Genomic DNA, 18,930 nt, shown 5'->3' with positions numbered 1-18,930 from the left:
AATGAAACGAAGCATTAGCCATCCGACGGCAGCCCCTGCGCGATCCCGCGAAAGCGCAGCGGCGCCAGTGCGGAGGCGCGCTGCCACCAGTCGGCGACGCGGTCGTCGAGTGCGGTCACACCGCGACCCTGGCCCGGAAAGATCCGGATCTGCTGCACCGCCTCGGCTTCGAACCCCCTGCCCTTGCGCGTGATCATGAGGGCGGCGCCTTCGCGGTCGCGCTGGGTCAGCGGCGCCAGGAGGCGGCCACGCGGACGAAGCGACTGAAGCCAGACCGGATGGGGGTGCGAGAACCCGGCATGCACGATGATCACGTCGGCCGGCTCGCCGATCTTCTCACATCCATCGCCATGCACGACCTCGACATTACGATAGGCGCGAAGGCAATTCGCAGCCCGCGCCGCAAGCCGCCCGTCGCATTCGATTGCATGCACCCTGCCCTTGGGGCCCACGATCTTCGATAACACCGCCGAGAAATAACCCAGACCGCAGCCGATCTGGACCACGCGGTCCTTCTCTCCGATTTCGAGCAGATCGATGAAATGCGCCCACAGGCTCGGCAGCCCGGTGTCGAGCTTGCGGCGCGCATCGATCGCGACCAGCACATTGTCGTAGAGACGAGCGGGATCGGCATCTGGCGTCAGGCGATAGCTGCGCGCCGCCTCGCTCTTGATGCGCCAGGGTCCCTTCGCCAGAAAATCCTCGCGCGGGACGGCGGCGAGCGCTTCGAGCAGGCGTGGTGAGGAGATCCGCTCGCGCTTCGCGATCAACTCGACGTAACGCGCGCGCGCGGCGGTCAGATCGCTCATCTCACGGGATCAGCCTGTTCACGGACGGGCGCGTCCCCTCCGAGCTCGTTGAGGAGCTGCATCGCCTGCTTCAGGTCCGGGGTGTAGAAGCCCTCGCTGAACTTGCCGACGATCGGCACGAGCAGGAGGCTTGCGTGCTCGCGCTTGCCGGCTTCGTGCGACAGGCGCGCAAGGCTGACGGCGGTCCGAAGCTCCCATGACAGCGCGCCCTGCTTGCGCGCGGTCTCCAGCGACAGGGTGAACAGGTCCTCGGCCTCCTGCACCGATTCCGGATTACCGTCCGACATCGTGATCTCGCCTTGCAGGCGATAGACCTCGGCGAGATAGGAGTGATCGCCGGTCCGTCTCGCGGTCGCGAGCGCGCCGTCCAGCGCGCGCAAGGCGGCATCGCGCATCCCGACCTTGGCATAGGCTTCCGCAAGCAGGCAGCGGAACCAGCAGCCGGCGAGCCAGGAATCCATCGCCTCGTATTCGTCGAGGCCGAAGCGCATCTGGCTGAGACCTTCGTCGGCCTCGCCGAGCTGGGCCAGCGCCCAGCCGCGCAGGATCGCCGCCTGCTGCTTCCAGTGCAGGAAATTGTGCTCGGTCGCGATGATCATGGCACGGTTGGCATGGTCGCGCGTGCCCTCGACGTCGCGCAAATGCTGGCAGAGATAGGCGCCGAACACGAGCGCGAAGGCGAGCGTGAAGGGATGGCGGATCTTCTCGGCATTCGCGATCGCCTGCTCGCTGTGCTGGCGCGCCGCATCGGGCCGGCCGAGGAACCAGAGGAGATAGCCGAGATAGGACAGCGAAACGACGCCGGGATCGGTGCCGTGCCGCTCCATCAGATCGGAATGCAGATCGGGGCTGTAGAGGTTGATGCAGCGGTGCAGATGGTGCTGGGAGGCGGCAAAACGGCCGCGATAGAGCATTGTCATCGCGATCGAGCGGTGCGCCTCGATCAGATAGCCGGTCTGCTGCGCCGGCTGCGTGCGCTCGTTCAGCCGCTCGCGCTTGGCGAACTTCAACAGCTCGACGCTGAGATCGTGCGCGCGGGTGAGATCGGCGCGGATGAAATGGCAGACCCAGAGTCCGCGCGTGGCGGCGAAGGCCTTTTCATCGTCATCGAGCTGCTGGCCGAGCTCGAGCGCGCGGATGTAGTTCTCCTCGACCTCCTGCACGGCGTAGCCCTTGGCGGCAATTAATGCGTTGCCGAGCGCGATGCGCAGCTCCAGCTCCATCTCGTCAGCGCCCTGCATGCGCGCATTGGCCTGCACGACGCTCAAGCCCCGGCGCAGATGCCCGATCGCCTCGAGATTGGCGCCGCTCTTGGCCGCCTGCTTGCCTGCCTTGAGCCAGAAGCTCGCGGCGCCCTCGCTCTGCCCGGACTCGGTGAGGTGATGGGCGAGCAGCTCCGGCTCGCGCTCCGTCTTCTCCGGGTACATCTCGGCGAGCACCTGGGCGATCCGGGAATGCAGCTTGCGCCGCTCGCTGTGCAGCAGGCTCGCATGCGCGGCGTTCTGGATCATCACGTGCTTGAAGGAGTAGAGCGCATCGGGCGGATGGCCGCGGCGCATGATCAGGCCGGCTTCCTCCAGATGATTGAGCGCGGCCTCGATCTGCTCTGCCGGCGTGTTGGCGACCGCATGCAGGGTCTCGTACGAGAACTCGCGGCCGATGGTGGCACCGATCTGCGCGATCCGCTTGAACGGCCCCATGCGGTCCAGCCGCGCCATCAGCGAGTCCGTCAGGGTCGCCGGGATCGCGAGCTGCCGCCACGGACCCGACAGCACATAGCGCCCGTGCCGTTCGGTCAGAAGGTTGGATTCGAGAACGGTCTTGGTCAGCTCCTCCAGGAACAACGGCACGCCATCGGTCTTGACGATGATCTCCTCGACCACCTCCTTGGGAAGCTCGCGGCCCGCGACACGCTCCACCAGCGTCGTGCGCAAATGCCGGCTGAGGCGATTCAGCACCAGCGTGGTGATGTGCGAATGCGCGCTCCAGCTCGGCTGGAATTCGGAGCGCGCAGTGATGATGACCAACACGGGCCGGTTCTGCGCCCTGTCGACCAGGAGGTCGATCACCTCGCGGGAGGTCGGGTCGATCCAGTGCAAATCCTCGAACGCGATCACCAGCGGCATCTCGCGCGCGAGGCCGAGGAAGTGATTGACCAGCGCCGCGACGGTCGCGTCCTTCTGCTGCTGCGGCGACAGGTCGAGCGGCGGATAGCGATCTCCGGTCGGAATCGACAACAGCGCGGCAAACAGCGGCGTGACCTGCTCGACGTCGCCATGGGCGGCGGCGATCGCGTTCTCCAGGCTCGCCAGCGACGTCGCGGAGGGATCCTCGCGATCGAGGCCGAGCGAAAATTTGAGCTGCTCGGAGAACGGATAGAACGCCGTGGAGGTGTAATAGGGCGAGCACTGGAACGAGGCCTGTCCGTGGCGATCGCCCGCGATCCGCTCGAAGATCTCCTGGATGATGCGCGACTTGCCGATGCCGGGCTCGCCGAACTTGACGACGACCTGGCCGTCGCCGTCCTTGGCCTGCTGCCAGCGCCCCATCAACAACGCGATCTCCTCCTCGCGGTTGACGAGCGGCGTCAGCCGCGTGCCCATCGCGGCGGCAAAGCGGGTCTCCACCCGCGAGGCGCGCACCACGTGCCACGCCTGCGCCTTCTCCGAGATTCCCTTCAGCGCATGGACGCCGAGATTGCGGTAGTCGAACTTCCCCTTCAGCAGCGACTGGGTCGAGGCCGAGATCACCACGCCGTTGGACGGCGCCAGACCCTGCAAGCGCGCGGCGAGATTGACGGTCTCGCCGACCGCGGAATCGCGCTCCTCGGTGCCCTGCCCGACGAGGTCGCCGACCACGACGAGACCGGTCGCGATCCCGATGCGGACGGCCGGAGCGTGGCTCAGCGCACCGCGCGGCTCGATCGCGCGCGCGGTCGAGAGCACCCGCACAATCTCGAGCCCGGCCCGCACCGCGCGCTCGGCATCGTCCTCATGCGCGGTCGGATAGCCGAAATAGACCAAAATGCCGTCGCCGACGAAACGGGCGGCAAACCCTTCGTAATGCTTCACCACGCGGACGCAGGTTTCGCGGAAGCTCGCGATCATGTCGCGCACGTCTTCCGGATCGAACTGCGCCGAGAGCGCGGTGGAATCCACCATGTCGCAGAACATGGTGGTGAGCTGACGCCGCTCGGCACCGACCTCCGTTCGGGTCTGCGGACGGGCCTCCGCCTCAGGCTTCTCTGCGGTCTCAGCCTGGAATAGCGCCGACGTCGCGCGCCGAAGCCGCTTGCGATCGCCGAGCGGCAATCCGAGCTCGACCAGGTCGGATTCCGTCAGGTCCCCCACGACATCGAGATCGAGGCGGTGCTGCGCGAAGAGATCGGAGTAATGGCCAAGACCGACGCCTTCGAGCCAGCGCTTCAGCCCGCCTTCCGCCCCGGTGTCCGGCTCATTCTCCAGCATGGTGATTCCGCTCGACCTTCACTCCGTCGAAGGGCTTTAGGCCCCTCAACCAAAGATTTTGGGGCCCGAACTTCACCTCAGACTGGACGCGTTCCCTAAGTTCTAGGAAGAATAGCCCAATTAGATCAAAAGGGAATGGCATTGTCGGACATCGCATCCGGAGCGAGAGAGGGATCGGACGGCTTGAGCGCCGAAACCCGGACCTTTGCCCATATCGGCGGCCTTCTCGACTTTTATGCGCGGAAGACGCCGACGGCACCTGCCCTCCTCGCCCCAGGCCGGCCGGCCCTCACCTATGGTGAGCTGGACGGCTTGATTCAGCATCTTATCCGCACTTTGCGCGGGCTCGGCATTGCCCCTGCCGACCGCATCGCCGTTGCGCTGCCGCGCGGCGCCGACGGTGCGCTGGCGCTGATCGCGGTCGCCTCGGCCTGTGCCTGCGTCCCCGTCAACCCAGATCTGACCGCTGACGAGCTGCAACGCTATTTCAGCGAAATGAAGCTGACCGCGCTCGTCACCCGGGCCGACATGAACTCACCGAGTCGTGATGTCGCGAAGGCGCTCGATATTGCGGTGATCGATTTCGTGCCGGGGCCGGACGACAATCTCGGCGGCTGCGCGTTTATCGGCCCGGCGCTCGGGCCAGCGAACACCAGCGGCGCCTCGCACGGCGACGACGACGCATTCATCCTGCTGACGTCGGGCACCGCGGCGCGGCCGAAAATGGTGCCGCTGACGCAACGCAATGTGTGCCTGTCTGCGCACAATGCCGGCCGCGTGCTGTCGCTCGCATCCCACGATCGCCTTCTCAACGCCCTGCCGCTGTTTCATGCCCATGGTCTGATCTCCGGCCTGCTGACGGCACTGGCCGCGGGCTCCAGCGTGATCTGCACCAACGGTTTCGACGCATTGTCCTTCTTCGGCTGGATGCGGGAGCTGCGACCGACCTGGTACACGGCGGTGCCGACCATCCATCGCGCGCTGCTCACCGCAGCGGAGGCAAGCCCGGACCGCGCCCGATCATCGTCGCTGCGTGTGATCCGCTCGGCCTCGTCCTCGCTCGCGCCTGCGATCCTGAGCGGGCTGGAGGCGATGTTCGGCGTTCCCGTGCTCGAAACCTACGGCATGACCGAAGCGGCCTCGCAGATCGCGGCGAATCCGTTCGAGCTGCGCAAGGTCGGATCGGTCGGCTGCGCTGCCGGCCCCGAGATCGCGATCATGGACGAGACGGGTCGCGCCCTTGCGAGCGGCGAGCATGGCGAGATCATGCTGCGCGGGCCGAACATGACGCGCGGCTATTACAATGACGAGGCGGCGACGCGGGCCGCGTTCCGCAACGGCTGGTTCCGGACCGGCGACCTCGGCTATCTCGACGCTGACGGCTATCTCTTCATCGTCGGCCGCATCAAGGACGTCATCAACCGCGGCGGACAGAAGATCTCGCCCCTGGAGGTCGAAGAGGTCCTGCTCAGCCATCCGGCGGTGCTGGAGGCCGGCGTGTTCGCCGTCCCGCACCAGAAGCTCGGCGAGAACGTCGCCGCCGTCGTGGTGTTGCGCGCGAATTCCGAGGCGACCTCGGACCAGCTGCGCCAGTTCGCGCGAAAGCGCCTTGCGGCCTACAAGGTGCCGAGCCTGATCCGCAGCGTGGCCGCACTGCCGAAAGGCGCGAGCGGCAAGGTCAAGCGCAATGCGCTGGCCGATCTGATCGCAACCGCGGAGCATGGCGACGAAGCGCAATTGCCGCGCAACGAGCTGGAGACCCAGCTCGCGGGGATCTGGGCCGGTTTGCTGGAGCTGCCGCAGGTCGGCATCGATCAGGATGTCTTTGCGCTCGGCGCGGATTCGCTCGCGGCGACACAGATGCGCTCGCGGCTGCGCGAACGCTTCAACGTCGACTTCTCGTTCGAGGACATCTTCGATTGCGCCACGGTCTCAGCGCTTGCGGCCCGGATCGAGACCGCCACAACCCATCGCGAGACGATGCTACCCGCATGGCGCCAGGCAGCGGCAGCAGACGCGCCGCTGTCGTTCCAGCAGCAGCGGATGTATGTGCTCTCGCGGCTCGATCCGACCCGTTACAATTACAACGTCGTCGAAGTCGCTGTTCTCAAGGGCCTGGTCGACGTCGCCGCGCTTTCTGCGAGCCTCGCCTCGATCTGCGCGCGCCACGCGGCGCTGCGCTCGGTCTTCATCGAGCGCCAGGGCGAGCCGGCGCAACTTGTGCTGCAATCACCTCCGCGATTCGAGCGGATCAAGCTCAAGCCCTGCGCGGCGGACAAGCGGGCCGCAATCATCCGGCGCGAGGCGCTCGAGCTCGCGCAATATCCGTTCGATCTGGCGCGCGAGCCGCCGCTGAAGGTCACCCTGCTGTCGTTCGACAAATCCAGCCACGCGCTGGTGGTCAACGTCCATCACCTCGTCACCGACGGCTGGTCGCAGCGGCTGTTCTGGGAGGAGCTTGCCGCCCATTATGCCGCCGCGCGCAAGACGAGCGCGGCGACACTGCCGCCGCCCGCCTTCCAGTATCGCGACTTTGCACTGTGGCAGCAGAGCTGGGCAAAGACGCCGGCGGCGAAGGAGCAGCTCGACTACTGGCGGGCGCAGCTCGACGTCGTCACCACGCTGCCGCTGCGGACCGACCGGCCAAGGCCGGAGATCTGGAGCGGTCACGGCGCCCGTCACTATCTCGAATTCTCCAAGACGCTGTCGGCTGATTTGAGAGCCCTGAGCCAGGACCAGGGCGTCACGCCATTCATGACGCTGCTCGCGGCTTTCCAGTGCCTGCTGTTCCGCCACACTGGACACGAGGATGTCGCGACGGGATCGCTGATCGCCAACCGCAACCAGATCGAGAGCGAGCGACTGATCGGGCTGTTCGCCAACACCCTGATCCTGCGCAACGATTTTGGCGGCGATCCGAGTTTTGGCGAAATGTTGCGGCGGGTGCGGCAGGTCACGCTGGATGCCTATCGCAACCAGGACCTCCCGATCGAGGAGGTGCTGCGCGCGCTCCAGATCGCGCGCCGGAGCGACGGCAATCCGCTTTTCCGGATCATGTTCATTCTCCAGAACGCCTCGATAGAGGCGGCGCGTTTCCCCGGCCTGTCGACGCGGCGGCTCGAGGTCGACCCGAAAGTCGCGCGCTTCGACATCACACTCGAACTGGTCGAGGCCGACGGCCGCTTCACCGGCTTCTTCGAATACGCCACCGATCTGTTCGACGCGGCGACCATCGAAGCCATGGCCGCTCAGTTCAAGACCCTGCTCAAGGCCGTGATCGCCAATCCGGAGCAGCGCGTCTCGCGCCTGCCGCTCCTGACGGAGGCCGAACGCCGGCAGTTGCTGGCGAAAGGCCAGGGCGTGGCGGCCAATTTCACTGCGCGAGGCAATTTAAGCGAACGCTTCGACCGCCAGGCGAAGAAGACGCCGAACGCGATTGCGGTGTCGGACGGCCGCACCACCCTGACCTATCGCGAGCTTGCTCGCCGCAGCCAGGCGGCCGCACGCTGGCTCGCTCGCGAAGGCGTCGGCACCGAAAGCGTGGTCGCCTTGCTTGCGGACCGTGGACCCGACCTGCTCGCCGCAATGATCGGAGTGCAGCGCGTCGGCGCGGCCTTCCTCAATCTCGACCCCGACCAGCCGCCGGCACGGCTCGCGACCATTTTGGGATCGAGCTGCGCCCGCATGCTGCTGACCGGGCGCGCGCAGTCATCCATGGTCGAGGCGCTGCTCGAACCGCTGGTCGAGCGCATCCATGTGGCCGAGCTCGACGACGCGCTCACGCCAGGGGCGACCAGGCCGGCCCGCACCGCGCGGCGCGCAGCCGCGAGCCTCGCCTATCTCATCTATACGTCCGGCTCCTCCGGCGCACCGAAGGGCGTGATGATCGAGCAGCGCGGGCTGTCGAACCATCTGGCGTCGCTAATCTCCGAGCTCGGGCTGTCGGCCAGGGATGTGATCGCGCAGACCGCGCCGCAGAGCTTTGTCATCTCGGTCTGGCAGTTCTTCGCTGGTCCGATGGTCGGCGCGCGGGTGCACATCTGCGCCAACGCGATCGCGCAGGACACGATCCTGCTCGCACGGGAGATCGAGCGCGAGGGCATCACGGTGCTCGAGATCGTGCCTTCGCTGTTGCGCGTGATCCTCGATCGCATGGACGAGGCACAGGTCCAGCGCGCCTTCGCAAGGCTGCGCCTCCTGATCTCGACCGGAGAACCGCTGGCCGTCGACCTCTGCAACGCCTGGCTCGCCCGCTGCCCGAAGGTGCCGCTGATCAACGCCTATGGCGCGTCGGAATGTTCCGACGACGTTTCGCTGCATCGCCTGACCAAAGCGCCGGCGGCGGCGACGAGCAACGTCCCGGTCGGCGCGGCCCTGCCCAACACCCAGCTCCATGTGCTCGATCAAAGCCTTCAGCCGCAACCGGTCGGCGTGACCGGGGAGCTCTGCATCGGCGGCGCCGGTGTCGGCCGTGGCTACATCAACGATCCCGCACAAAGCCGGGAGCGCTTCATCCCCGATCCGTTCTCGCGCCAGGCCGGCAGCCGGCTGTACCGGACCGGCGACCTCGCCCGCCGCCGCGCCGATGGCACGATCGAATGCCTCGGCCGGGCCGACCATCAGGTCAAGGTCCGCGGCTACCGTATCGAGCTCAAGGAGGTCGAGAACGCGCTTGCCGATCATCCGGGTGTGCGCACCGGCATCGTCGAGCCGCGCCGCGAGGCGAGCGGCGATGTCAGGCTGATCGCCCATATCGTCGCAAGGGCCGGCAGCCAGAGCAGCGCCAGCGAGCTGCGCGAATTCCTGAAGAGCCGGCTGCCGGGCCATGCGATCCCGTCCGCATTCCTGTTCCTGGACCAGGTGCCGCTCAATGCCCATGGCAAGATCGACAGGTCGGCGCTGCTGGCGCCCGCGCAGCAGGACGTCTCCGGGCCGGACGCCGCCGTGCCGGCGCGACGCTTCACCGAAAAAGTGCTCTCGGACATCTGGGTCGATTTGCTGAAGGTCGAGAGCCTTGGCGTGACCGATAATTTCTTCGATCTCGGCGGCCATTCGCTGCTGGCGGGCCAGGCGATGGCGCGCGTCGCCCGTGCGCTCGGCGTGTCGCTGCCGATCAAGACCATCTTCGAGGCCCCGACGATCGAAGGACTCGCCCGGCGGGTTGACGAGGCCGTGGCGGCAAAGCCGCGCAAGTCGGCAACGGGCATGCCAAAGCTGACTGAAACGAGGCTGGCTGAAAGCGGGCTTGCAACGCTCTCGATCGCGCAGGACCAGATGATGCGGATCGAGCAGCACCTGCCGGGCTTGCCGCTGTTCAACCTTCCCTTTGCCTTCCGCCTCCAGGGCCCACTCGATCCGGCCACCCTCGCGCAGGCGTTCGGCGACATCGTGCGCCGCCATGAGTCGCTGCGGACCGGGTTCGGCCGCAGCGGCGAAGAGCCCGTCAGCCGCATCGCCACACCCGACGAACTCGGACCGGTCCTCACCGTCGAGATCATCGGCGACGGACGTCCCCACAACAACAGGCGGCGCAAAGCCCTCGAACTCAGGAAGATCGATCTCCTGATCGAGCAGGAGACCTACGCCCCGTTCGACACCGCGCGGCCGCCGCTGTTGCGGGCGCGGCTGTTGCGGCTTCATGCCGACGACCATGTGCTGCTGCTGACGCTGCATCATGCCGTTGCCGACGGCTGGTCGATCGGTGTGCTGTTCGAGGAGCTGTCCAACCGCTATGCGGCGCTGGCCGGACGTCCGTCCGTGCCGCTGCCGAAACTGCCGCTCGCCTTTTCGGACGTCGCCCGCTGGCAGCGCTGGTGGTGCGGCACCGACGCCGCCCGCCGCCAGGCCGCCGACTGGACCGAGAATCTGCGCGGCGCGGCCCCCGTCTTCGACGGTGAAGCAAGCGCCGGCGCGTCCACCGGCTATTGCCCCGTCAGCCTCGATCACGAGCTGATCAGACGGCTCACGGCATTTGCCGGCCGGCATAACAGCACGCTGTTCATGTGCCTTCTCACCGGCCTGAAAGCCCTGCTGCTGGCGCAGAGCGGCCGCAACGACATTTCGGTCGCCACCGCCATGGCCAATCGCGCCCAGCCGGATACCGACCGGGTCGTCGGCCCGTTCGAGAACACGGTGATCGTCCGGACCCGAATCACGACGGAGCTGTCGTTCGCGCAAGCCCTGGCCCGGGTGCGCCAGAGCGTGCTCGACGCGCACGCGCGCCAGGAGCTGCCGTTCAACATCCTGGCCGACCATCTGGAGCAGGAGGGGATCGATCCGGCCTCGCTGCTCCAGGTCTATTTCACCCTGCAAAATCCACTGCGCCAGCCGCTCGATCTGCCCGACGTCACGATGGAATCGATCGGCCGAATCGCGCGTGAAGGCCAGCCGGTGCTGCCGATCGACCAGACCTGGCTATCGCTGATGCTCAAGGAACGCCCCACCGGAATCACCGGCTCATGCAATTACAAGAGCGAGCTGCTGGATGGCCGCAGGGTCGGTGAGTGGATGGCGCATCTCGTTGCGCTGCTGGAGGCGGCCGTCGCCCAACCCAACACGCCGCTCGGCCGATTACTCGCTCGCAGGGCGGCATGACCGGCTGTACGGGACGGGAGAACACAGGTTCACTCGCCAAAGCTGTGAATGACCAAGTTGCAGCTTGATTATTTGGCGCCAGCGCGCAAGATTATTCTGTCGATTTGATTTGGACGATTATTTTCAACCGGGGAGTTTGTTATGGGTTTCATCAAATTTACCAAGGGCACCTCGTTGAGCGACAAGGATCGCAAGGCCCTGCAAAAGCTGCTGGGCGCCGAGAAGAAGAAGCTCCAGTCCGCGCTCAAGGATGTCGATGCCAGCCTTTCGATGCTGGGCGGAGCGAAGAAAGCCAAGAAGAAGAAGAAGTAAGGTTCGTCGGCCGGGACGCCGCACGATTCTTCAGACTTCACTTTCCGGATCCGGGCCGCTCGCTCGTCGAGTTGGGGTCTCGCACAAGCTTGCGCCTGTAAACCGGCCTGCAAATCGACAAGAAATTGCCCGGGTGGACCGTTAGAAGCGGTCCGCTCAGTTGCTTCTTGTTCAGTTGATTCTTCCGTCAGGGTCGGAGACTTGGCCTCCGCCATGACGCCATGGGCGCAATTGATGGCAGACGACAGAATTGAACTGTTTGTCGGACTGATCGAGACCATTGACGCGCCGGGCGCAGTCGATGCGTGCCGGCGTCTGCTCTCGGTCGACGAACGGATCCGCGCCGACCGCTTCATGTTCGAGCGGCATCGGCGGCAATATATCTTCGCGCACGCGATGCTGCGCCTGGCGCTGTCGCAGGTTGCCCCCAACGTCGCGCCCTCCGACTGGTCGTTCGGGGCTGGCCGCTACGGGCGGCCGTTTGTCGCAGCGCCCGCAACCTCGACTGCGCTGCATTTCAGCCTGTCCCATGCCGATGGCTGCGTTGCCTGCGTCGTGTCCCGGCATGAGACCGTCGGCGTCGACGTCGAAACCGTGTCACGGCGCGTCGCGCCACTGTCCACCGCGCTTCGCTTCTTTGCGCCGGAGGAGGTCGAAACGTTGCGCGGACTGCCCGAGCCCGCTGCGATCGAGCGCTTCTTCGACTACTGGACGCTCAAGGAGGCCTATCTGAAGGCCAGGGGCTTTGGGCTCAATCTGCCGCTCGACGCCTTTGCGATGCAGGTGTCGCACGAGGCCATCGAGATCAGCTTCAAGCCCGATATCGCCGACGATCCGTCGGGCTGGCGATTCTCGCTGTGTTCGCCGTCGCCTTCGCATCGCCTCGCGATCGCCGACGGCTCCCGTGCGGACGGCGGCCTTCCCATCACCCGCAATGCCTGGCCCTTCCAGGAAGCGGCTGAATGACGCCGCCGCGGCTGCGCGTCTTTCCAGCGATCTCGCGCAACCGCGATCCCAAAAAATATGTCGGCGAGCTGATGCGGGTGGCGCGGTTCGCCGACCGCAACGGCTTCGAAGGCATCCTGCTGTTCGAAGGCAACGACGTGTTCGTCGAGCCCTGGGCGATGGCCCAGCACATCATGGGTGAGACGACGCGAAGCTCGCCGCTGATCGCGGTCAACCCCATCTACATGCACCCGTTCACCGCGGCAAAATTCGTCACGTCCTTTGCGCAGCTCCACGGCCGCAAGGTCTATCTCAACATGATCACGGGGACCGCGGTCAGCGATCTGCAGGGGCTGGGCGACGAGCAGTCGCATGCCGACCGCTATATCCGGCTCGGCGAATTCGTCGCGCTGATGCGCCAATTGCTGGAAAGCCCCCGCCCGGTGAATTTCGAGGGCCGGTTCTACCGCGCGCACCATCTGCAACTTCGCCCGCGCCTGCCGGCGGAGCTGATGCCGGAATTCCTGGTCGCGGGCCAATCGGAGGCGGCGCAGCGCGTGGCGAAGGACACCGGCTGCATCAGGATGCAGATGCTGCCGCCCGATCTCGATCGCGGTCTCGATGCGCCCGGAATGAACTTTGGCATCTTCGCCCGCGAGAGCCGTGAGGAAGCGCGACAGGCCGCGAAGGCACGCTTCCCCGACAACCCGGATGACCGCGAGTTGCTCGCGCTCACCGTGGAGAACAGCGACTCCGTTTGGAAGCGGCGGCTCTATGACGGCCAGAGCGGCGAGCTCGCGGACAATGGCTACTGGCTGCTGCCGTACCTCACCTTCCAGGCCGACTGCCCCTATCTCGTCGGCAGCTATGCCGAGATCGGCGCGAAGCTGAAGGATTTTGCCGCGAAGGGCCTGACCACGATCATGCTCGACATGGTCGCCGACCAGGCCGAGATGCAGCACGTCTGCAAGGCCCTCGCGGCGAGCGGGATGTTTTGAAGATGCCTCGTCTCCCTCTCCCCGCTTGCGGGGAGAGGCGAAAGGCCCTCACCGCGCCTCTTCGAATCCGGCCAGCACCGAGGTCAGGTTCGCGCCCAGAATATCGGAGAGATAGCCGCCCTCCTGCACGAACACGGTCGGCAGGCCCAGCTTCGCGATGGCCTGGCCGATGCGGCGGAAGCCCGGCGTGGTGACGGCCAGCCCCTTGAGCGGATCGTGCTCCGAGGCGTCGAGGCCGAGTGCGATGACGAGGGCGCCGGGTGCAAAGGATTCGATTGCCTTGCGCGCGACGTCCATCGCCTGGATGTAGCCGTCATCGCCGGTGCCGATGGCCAGGGGGATGTTGAGATTGGCGCCGAGGCCGGGTCCTTCGCCGCGCTCATGCGCGTAGCCCCACACATAAGGATAGTACGCGATGGGATCGGCGTGGATCGAGACAGTGTAGACGTCAGGGCGTGCGTAGAAGATTCCTTGCGTGCCGTTGCCGTGATGGACGTCGACGTCCAGGATCACGACGCGCTCATGCTTCAGTCGCAGATGCGCCGCGGCGATCGCGCTGTTGTTGAGGAAACAGAAACCGCCGGCCATGTCGCGGTAGGCGTGATGGCCGGGCGGGCGGCAGAGCGCATAGGTCGCATCCTCGCCGTCCATCACCATCTGCGCGGCGGTCACCGCCACGTCCGTCGCGGCGCACACCGCGGCCCAGGTGCCGGGGCCGATGGGCGCCGCGGTATCGGCAGTGTGCCAGCCGAGCTTGCCGACGATGTGGGTGGGATAGGTCGCAGCGTGGCGCACGGGATGGATGTTGCCGATCATCTCCGGGCCGGAATCGCCGAGCGCAGTCCAGGCGTCCCAGGCCTCGCTGAGGAACGACAGATATTCCGGGCTGTGAATGCGCGCGCGGGGCCCCTGCCCGAACTTAGTCGGCTCGACCAGTTGATGCTTGCCGTCCTTCAACCCCTTGAGCAGGCGGTCGGCGCGCTCGGGCTGCTCGGTGGTGCGCTTGACGACGCCGCGAACCAGGAAGAATTGCGGATCGTGGCTGCGATGCAGTTCGGTATGGACGGCTTTCACTCAAACACTCCGTGGTCGCTTTGACGATGCCACAGATGTCTTGATCGCTGCGGCGGCCAGATGCAAGCAAGAAGAATGCCGCCCCCGTCGTGCCGCCCTGCACAGGGAGCAGAGCGCGATTGAAGCTCAGCAGCGCCCGCGCTGGAGGCAGTGCTCGCGGCCCTGCTGGTCGGTGCGGAAGGACTCGATGAAGCCGCCCTGGCGCTGGGTGACGAAGACGGTCTTGCCGTCGCTGCCGCCGAAGGCGAGGTTGGTCGGCTCCTTGCCCTTCAGCGCGATCTCGCGCTCGACCGCGCCGTTGGGCTTCATCAGCGCGATCGTGCCCTTGAGAATGCGCGCGACATAGAGGCGGCCGGCGACATCGGTGCGCAGTCCGTCGACGGTGTCGGGCTGGAATGCCTTGACCATTTTCGCGCCGGTGAGCTCGTTGCCGTTGATCGCGTAGGCCCAGATCTGGCCGTTGCTGGACTCGCTGACATAGAGCGTCGTGCCATCAGGGCTGAGATCGATGCCGTTGGTGGTGCCCATCGCGCGCGGCGCCGACATCACCTGCCCCCGCACCGTGCCGTCCGCGGCTTTCGCGATGCGCCAGATGTGGCCTTCCCGGCCCTTCCAGTTCGGATCGCTCGCATAGATCGTGCCGTCGCGCGCGACCGTAATGTCGTTGGGCTGGTTCATGTCGTCGGAATGAAACCAGACGACGGGCGCGCTCGCGCCCTTCGGGATCGCGAAGATGTTGTGCTTCTTGTAGTCGGCGATGAACATGGTGCCGTCACGCGCGAAGCGGATGGCGTTGCCGACGCTGCCCTCGGGCAGTGCTGTGAATTGCTCCGAAGCGGCGGCGCCCACGGGCAGCTTGCCGATGGTGCCGGGCTTGCCAAAGTTGACCACGAAGAGATTGCCGTCGAGATCGGCAGCGGGCCCTTCGATGCCGAAGGTGTATTCGCCCGGCGGCGTCACCTGCACGCTTTCGAACAGCTTGGTTTCGGCACGGGCTTGCGGCGCCGCGATGACGAGAAGGACGCTACCGCACAGGCACCAGAAATTCCTGCCGGATGTAATAGCCATCGTCGTCGCTGCACTCGCCATTCAGATAGGGATCGGCAGGCCGGAAGAATCGGCTGAAGCCGGGTTTGTCTACAGCGCTCCTTTGTGTCACGACAACGACCTTGGCGGCCGGTATTTCGCCGCATTCCCTGTTGGTCTTGCCAAAGAACTTGCGCTGCGGCGGGCCGGACTTGATCCGCATCCGCGTGCCCGGAACCATTTTCGCAACCAGCAGATCCGCGGTGTCGAGCAAGCGCGTGTAACCGGGTTCGGTCTTGGGCAGGCTCTCGCCGCCCGGCGGCATCAGCTTCTCGGCGCCGATACCGCGCAGCCGCGTGCGCAGCTTGCCGGAGTCTGGATCGCCCGGATAGATCCAGCCGTCCTGCGACAGCATGAAGCGTAGCACCGTCGCGTCCTTTTCCGCTTCCGATTGCCCCGCCTTCAGGCCGAAATCCGAGTGGCAGCCAACGCAATGCTTCTCGACGAGTCCCTTGCGCAGCGTTGTGAGCCGGACACTGTTCTGCGCATCCCTGGCGACGAAGGCCGCGAGCTGGTCGATCATTGCCTGGCTGCGCGTGTCGCAGGGCAACGGCTGCGGCGGATCACCCGCGGCGCGATCGATACGGATCACGGTCTTGTTCTTGTCCTCGACCAGCCAGATCGCGCCGTCTTCCGCGACAGTCATACCGACTGGCGCGCCCTGCGGCCGCGCGCCGTTGACGCGGTGCCAGCCGGCGATCAGCTCCTCGAATGGTGCGGCGGCGACCTCGCCGGCGTCGGTCTGAAAGCTGTGGGTCGGATCGGCCGCGCAACTGACGTGGTAGCGCACCGGCGCCGGGGCGGGCTTCGGGAAGCCATGGTCGTCGACGTCATAGGCAAGGACGCGGCTGCCGGTCGGACGATAGCCATGCAGGCCGACCAGCAGCCTGCCTTCCAGTTCCGGGAATTTCGCGCCGTGGTAATAGAGCATCGCGAGCGGCGCGCCATGCGGCGGCATCAGCGAGAACGGCGCCTTGTAGAGCGCATTGGCCGTGCAGAGCGATTTGTAGACCCCGGATTGCAGCACGAGCTTGAATTCGGGGCTCGGCGTCGACAGGTCGTAGCAATAGGGCCAGCCATAATGCTTGCCCTGCTCGATCGCGTTGATCTCCTCGTTCGGCTTGAAGATGTCGGGCAAGTCGCGGCCGTTCTCGCCTTGCAGGAAGGCGTAACCCGCATCGGGAAAGTTTGGATGCAGCGCCAGCGCCATCGAATTGCGCAAGCCACGCGCGTAGACGATGTGCGGCGGGTCGGTATCCCCAGGCGTCAATGCCGGGAAGACGCCGCCCGCGGGCGGCGTGAACAGCCAGATCGATGCCATGGCGGACGTGCCTTCGGCGGCCGCACAAGGCTTTGTGATCGGCGCCGACGTGATGCAGTCGTCGCTGTGCGAGCCGACATTGACGAACAGCCGCCCGTTCCTGTCAAAGACAAACTGCTTGAGCGGATGCGCGCTCTCGTCGAGCCTGGTGCCGTCAGGCAATGTGATCCGGCGACCGGGCATGTGCCGGATGATGGTCTCGACCGTGCCGCGGGGATTGTCGGCGAGCGGATCGAACCGGAAGATCGTCTCCGCGGTCGAGGCATAGAGCTTCTTGTCCGGGCCGATCACGAGGCCGAACGGATACTCAACGCCAGTGAGCAACTCCTTGAAACGCTGGCCTTGGGGCGCGCGCGGATCGAGCAGCAGCAGCCGTCCGTCGGTGTGTCCCCAGCCGCCCATGTCGGCAACCACGAACAGGTCACGGCCCGGCACCTGGATGATCGAGCGCGGAAATTTCAGGCGATCCTCTTCGCTGGCGACGAGACCGGCGCAAAATCCCGCCTTCATGTCGATCTGGATCTTGGGAAAAGCGAGATCGCCGCTGCCGCAGGTTTCCGTACCGATCGCATAGCCGCTTTTCCTCACCGGTTCGGATGAGGCTCCAGGGGCAAGACCGAGCAGCGCACCGGCGACGACCGCCGCAAACAGGCTTCGGCGTTCATGCCAGAATGTGAGGTAGTTCAAAGGCGGCCCCCGGACTTTCCGTCAAAGGTTGTTCCATGTCATGGGAACGCCGTCCAGTTGATCATCACCCCCCTGTGATCAAACCCGCTGGGGTCTTCGTGCCGACCAATCTCCGTAGATTCCCTTACCGGGTTCGACCCGAATGTTTCGCGAAGGCCTCGGGTGGTATCAGTTTGCCATCCTGATCGCTCCCAATAGGAGACGCATATGGTCCAGGTCTATTTTCACTGCTCCAACGCTGAAGGCACGCTGATCGATCGCAGCGGCACCGCGGTGGCCAGCCTGACCGAGGCGCGTGACCGCGCCGCCCAGATCATGAACTCGATGATCCTGACGCCCGGCGCCGAAGATTGGCGCGACTGGGTGATCCATGTCAGCGGCTCCGACGGCGAGGAGATATTCGACCTTCCCTTCACCGCCATGCTCGGCAAGCCGCATTGAGGTGATGCCGTGCTGTTCGCTTCACTGACCCTGCTCTGCCAACCCCTCAACTTCGTCGCCACCAAGTGGCAGAAGCTGGTGCGGATCGCGGGCAATCCCTACCGCCCTGAGCTTCACTACATGCGCGGGCCTGGCCCGAAATGGCACGCCAAATATCAGGCCAGCCGACTGGACCGCAGGCGCTGAGCGACGCGGTTGTCTCCTTTCCACTAGCGATCTCTCCACTCGTCATGCCCGGGCATCCACGTCTTGGCATCTGTGTCGAAGATCGTGGATGGCCGGGACGAGCCCGGCCATGACGTCGAGGAAACAGTCGTGGCACCTCACCGCCCCGTAAACTTCGCCTTGCGCTTTTCGACGAAGGCGTTACGGCCTTCGATGGCGTCAGCGCTCTTGCGGATCGTGGCCTGAAGTTCGATCTCGCGGCGGAACTGCGCCTCATAGGTCGTGTGCTCGCTCTCCTCGACCAGTGTGCGGGTTGCGACCAAAGCGCGCGTCGGGCCGTCGGCCAGACGGCGCGCCAGAGTTAGGGCCTCGTCCATCAGCTTCGCGTCGTCGACGACGTCTCGCACCAGGCCGATCTCCTGCGCGCGTTCGGCCGTCAGGGGCTCGTTCAGCAACATCAGCTCGAGCGCGCGCTGCCGGCCGACCAGCCGCGGCAACAGCCAGGTCGAACCGAGATCGGGCACCAGGGCGATGCGGCTGAACACCTGGATGAAGCTCGCCGACCGCGCCGCAACAATCATGTCGCCGGCCATCGCAAGGCTGAAGCCGCCACCGGCCGCGACGCCGTTGACGGCGACCACGACAGGCACGCGGCATTCACGCAACGCCTTGAACGCCGGCCAGTAGAAGCGCATCACGCCGGCGGCGATGTCCTCGCCCAGCGCTTCCGACGCCTTCAAATTCTGTCCTGAGCAAAATCCGCGCCCCGCGCCGGTGAGGATCAGGGCGCGGACGTCCTCATCCCCGGTCATCTCGGCGACGGCGGCGGCGAGCGCGCCGAGCAGGTCCGGCGTCATCGCGTTCAGGCTTGCCGGCTCGTCGAGCGTCAGGATCCCGACCGCGCCATCCCGCGCCTGTTTCACACCTGCCATGTCGCGTCTCCCTTTGGATTTTCTCGTTGGCGGCAATGTGCCATCCTTCGCGCGCCCCGCCAATGCTGCAGCTTCTGCGTCAGCGCAACGAAACCCGAA

The 18,930-nt window shown here is 65.8% G+C and carries 12 protein-coding genes; 6 read left to right on the top strand and 6 right to left on the bottom strand.

The window, feature by feature from the left end; genetic code table 11:
- Positions 1–14 precede the first annotated feature (14 nt).
- Positions 15–809 carry a protein-L-isoaspartate O-methyltransferase gene (locus tag JQ627_RS24910; protein WP_212486738.1) on the bottom strand — a complete coding sequence of 265 codons (795 nt, stop codon included), beginning with the start codon at positions 807–809 and terminating at the stop codon, positions 15–17.
- Positions 806–4,276: an AAA family ATPase gene (locus tag JQ627_RS24905; protein WP_212486737.1), complete on the bottom strand. Its 3,471-nt coding sequence runs from the start codon at positions 4,274–4,276 to the stop codon at positions 806–808. Before JQ627_RS24905 ends, JQ627_RS24910 begins: the two co-directional genes overlap by 4 nt.
- Before the next feature lie 135 nt (positions 4,277–4,411).
- On the opposite strand from JQ627_RS24905, the gene JQ627_RS24900 reads away from it, so the two are divergent.
- From JQ627_RS24900 to JQ627_RS24885, 4 genes are all read left to right on the top strand, one after another.
- Positions 4,412–10,870, top strand: coding sequence for a non-ribosomal peptide synthetase (locus JQ627_RS24900; RefSeq protein ID WP_212486736.1), 6,459 nt, complete (start codon positions 4,412–4,414; stop codon positions 10,868–10,870).
- A gap of 141 nt (positions 10,871–11,011) precedes the next feature.
- On the top strand, positions 11,012–11,182 hold the full coding sequence (locus JQ627_RS24895) for a hypothetical protein (protein ID WP_014497648.1): 171 nt from the start codon (positions 11,012–11,014) through the stop codon (positions 11,180–11,182).
- Between the two features lie 234 nt (positions 11,183–11,416).
- Positions 11,417–12,148 carry a 4'-phosphopantetheinyl transferase superfamily protein gene (locus JQ627_RS24890; RefSeq protein WP_212486735.1) on the top strand — a complete coding sequence of 244 codons (732 nt, stop codon included), beginning with the start codon at positions 11,417–11,419 and terminating at the stop codon, positions 12,146–12,148.
- Positions 12,145–13,125, top strand: a complete 981-nt coding sequence (locus tag JQ627_RS24885; protein WP_212486734.1) for an LLM class flavin-dependent oxidoreductase — start codon at positions 12,145–12,147, stop codon at positions 13,123–13,125. Before JQ627_RS24890 ends, JQ627_RS24885 begins: the two co-directional genes overlap by 4 nt.
- A gap of 48 nt (positions 13,126–13,173) precedes the next feature.
- On the opposite strand, the gene JQ627_RS24880 is transcribed toward JQ627_RS24885, so the two are convergent.
- The 3 genes from JQ627_RS24880 to JQ627_RS24870 all read right to left on the bottom strand — a co-directional run bounded on the left by JQ627_RS24880 (position 13,174) and on the right by JQ627_RS24870 (position 17,293).
- Positions 13,174–14,199, bottom strand: coding sequence for a histone deacetylase family protein (locus JQ627_RS24880; protein WP_212486733.1), 1,026 nt, complete (start codon positions 14,197–14,199; stop codon positions 13,174–13,176).
- A 126-nt stretch (positions 14,200–14,325) separates the two neighbouring features.
- A complete protein-coding gene (locus tag JQ627_RS24875; protein ID WP_212486732.1) occupies positions 14,326–15,267 on the bottom strand; it encodes an SMP-30/gluconolactonase/LRE family protein in 942 nt (313 codons plus the stop codon).
- Positions 15,224–17,293: a sorbosone dehydrogenase family protein gene (locus JQ627_RS24870; protein WP_212486731.1), complete on the bottom strand. Its 2,070-nt coding sequence runs from the start codon at positions 17,291–17,293 to the stop codon at positions 15,224–15,226. The genes JQ627_RS24875 and JQ627_RS24870 overlap by 44 nt, the downstream gene beginning before the upstream one ends.
- A gap of 207 nt (positions 17,294–17,500) precedes the next feature.
- Here JQ627_RS24870 and JQ627_RS24865 point away from each other — a divergent pair, with 207 nt between their 5' ends.
- Complete coding sequence (locus JQ627_RS24865; protein ID WP_212486730.1) at positions 17,501–17,734, top strand: DUF6894 family protein; 234 nt, start codon at positions 17,501–17,503, stop codon at positions 17,732–17,734.
- 9 nt (positions 17,735–17,743) lie between these two features.
- Positions 17,744–17,920 (top strand): hypothetical protein, encoded by a 177-nt coding sequence (locus JQ627_RS24860; RefSeq protein WP_212486729.1) that lies wholly within the window; start codon positions 17,744–17,746, stop codon positions 17,918–17,920.
- 137 nt (positions 17,921–18,057) lie between these two features.
- On the opposite strand, the gene JQ627_RS24855 is transcribed toward JQ627_RS24860, so the two are convergent.
- Complete coding sequence (locus JQ627_RS24855; protein WP_212486728.1) at positions 18,058–18,831, bottom strand: enoyl-CoA hydratase-related protein; 774 nt, start codon at positions 18,829–18,831, stop codon at positions 18,058–18,060.
- Between the last annotated feature and the right edge of the window lie 99 nt (positions 18,832–18,930).

The sequence above is a fragment of the Bradyrhizobium liaoningense genome, from assembly GCF_018130785.1.
GTDB classification, from domain to species: Bacteria; Pseudomonadota; Alphaproteobacteria; order Rhizobiales; family Xanthobacteraceae; genus Bradyrhizobium; species Bradyrhizobium liaoningense_A.
The sequence above is the reverse complement of the archived record's forward strand: the minus strand, read 5'-3'. Positions and strand labels throughout refer to the sequence as shown.

What these genes read in the sequence shown, in the direction of transcription:
- JQ627_RS24910 (WP_212486738.1), bottom strand. Translation starts at nt 809, where the DNA reads ATGAGCGATCTGACCGCCGCGCGCGCGCGTTACGTCGAGTTGATCGCG.
- JQ627_RS24905 (WP_212486737.1), bottom strand. Translation starts at nt 4,276, where the DNA reads ATGCTGGAGAATGAGCCGGACACCGGGGCGGAAGGCGGGCTGAAGCGC.
- JQ627_RS24900 (WP_212486736.1), top strand. Translation starts at nt 4,412, where the DNA reads ATGGCATTGTCGGACATCGCATCCGGAGCGAGAGAGGGATCGGACGGC.
- JQ627_RS24895 (WP_014497648.1), top strand. Translation starts at nt 11,012, where the DNA reads ATGGGTTTCATCAAATTTACCAAGGGCACCTCGTTGAGCGACAAGGAT.
- JQ627_RS24890 (WP_212486735.1), top strand. Translation starts at nt 11,417, where the DNA reads ATGGCAGACGACAGAATTGAACTGTTTGTCGGACTGATCGAGACCATT.
- JQ627_RS24885 (WP_212486734.1), top strand. Translation starts at nt 12,145, where the DNA reads ATGACGCCGCCGCGGCTGCGCGTCTTTCCAGCGATCTCGCGCAACCGC.
- JQ627_RS24875 (WP_212486732.1), bottom strand. Translation starts at nt 15,267, where the DNA reads ATGGCTATTACATCCGGCAGGAATTTCTGGTGCCTGTGCGGTAGCGTC.
- JQ627_RS24865 (WP_212486730.1), top strand. Translation starts at nt 17,501, where the DNA reads ATGGTCCAGGTCTATTTTCACTGCTCCAACGCTGAAGGCACGCTGATC.
- JQ627_RS24855 (WP_212486728.1), bottom strand. Translation starts at nt 18,831, where the DNA reads ATGGCAGGTGTGAAACAGGCGCGGGATGGCGCGGTCGGGATCCTGACG.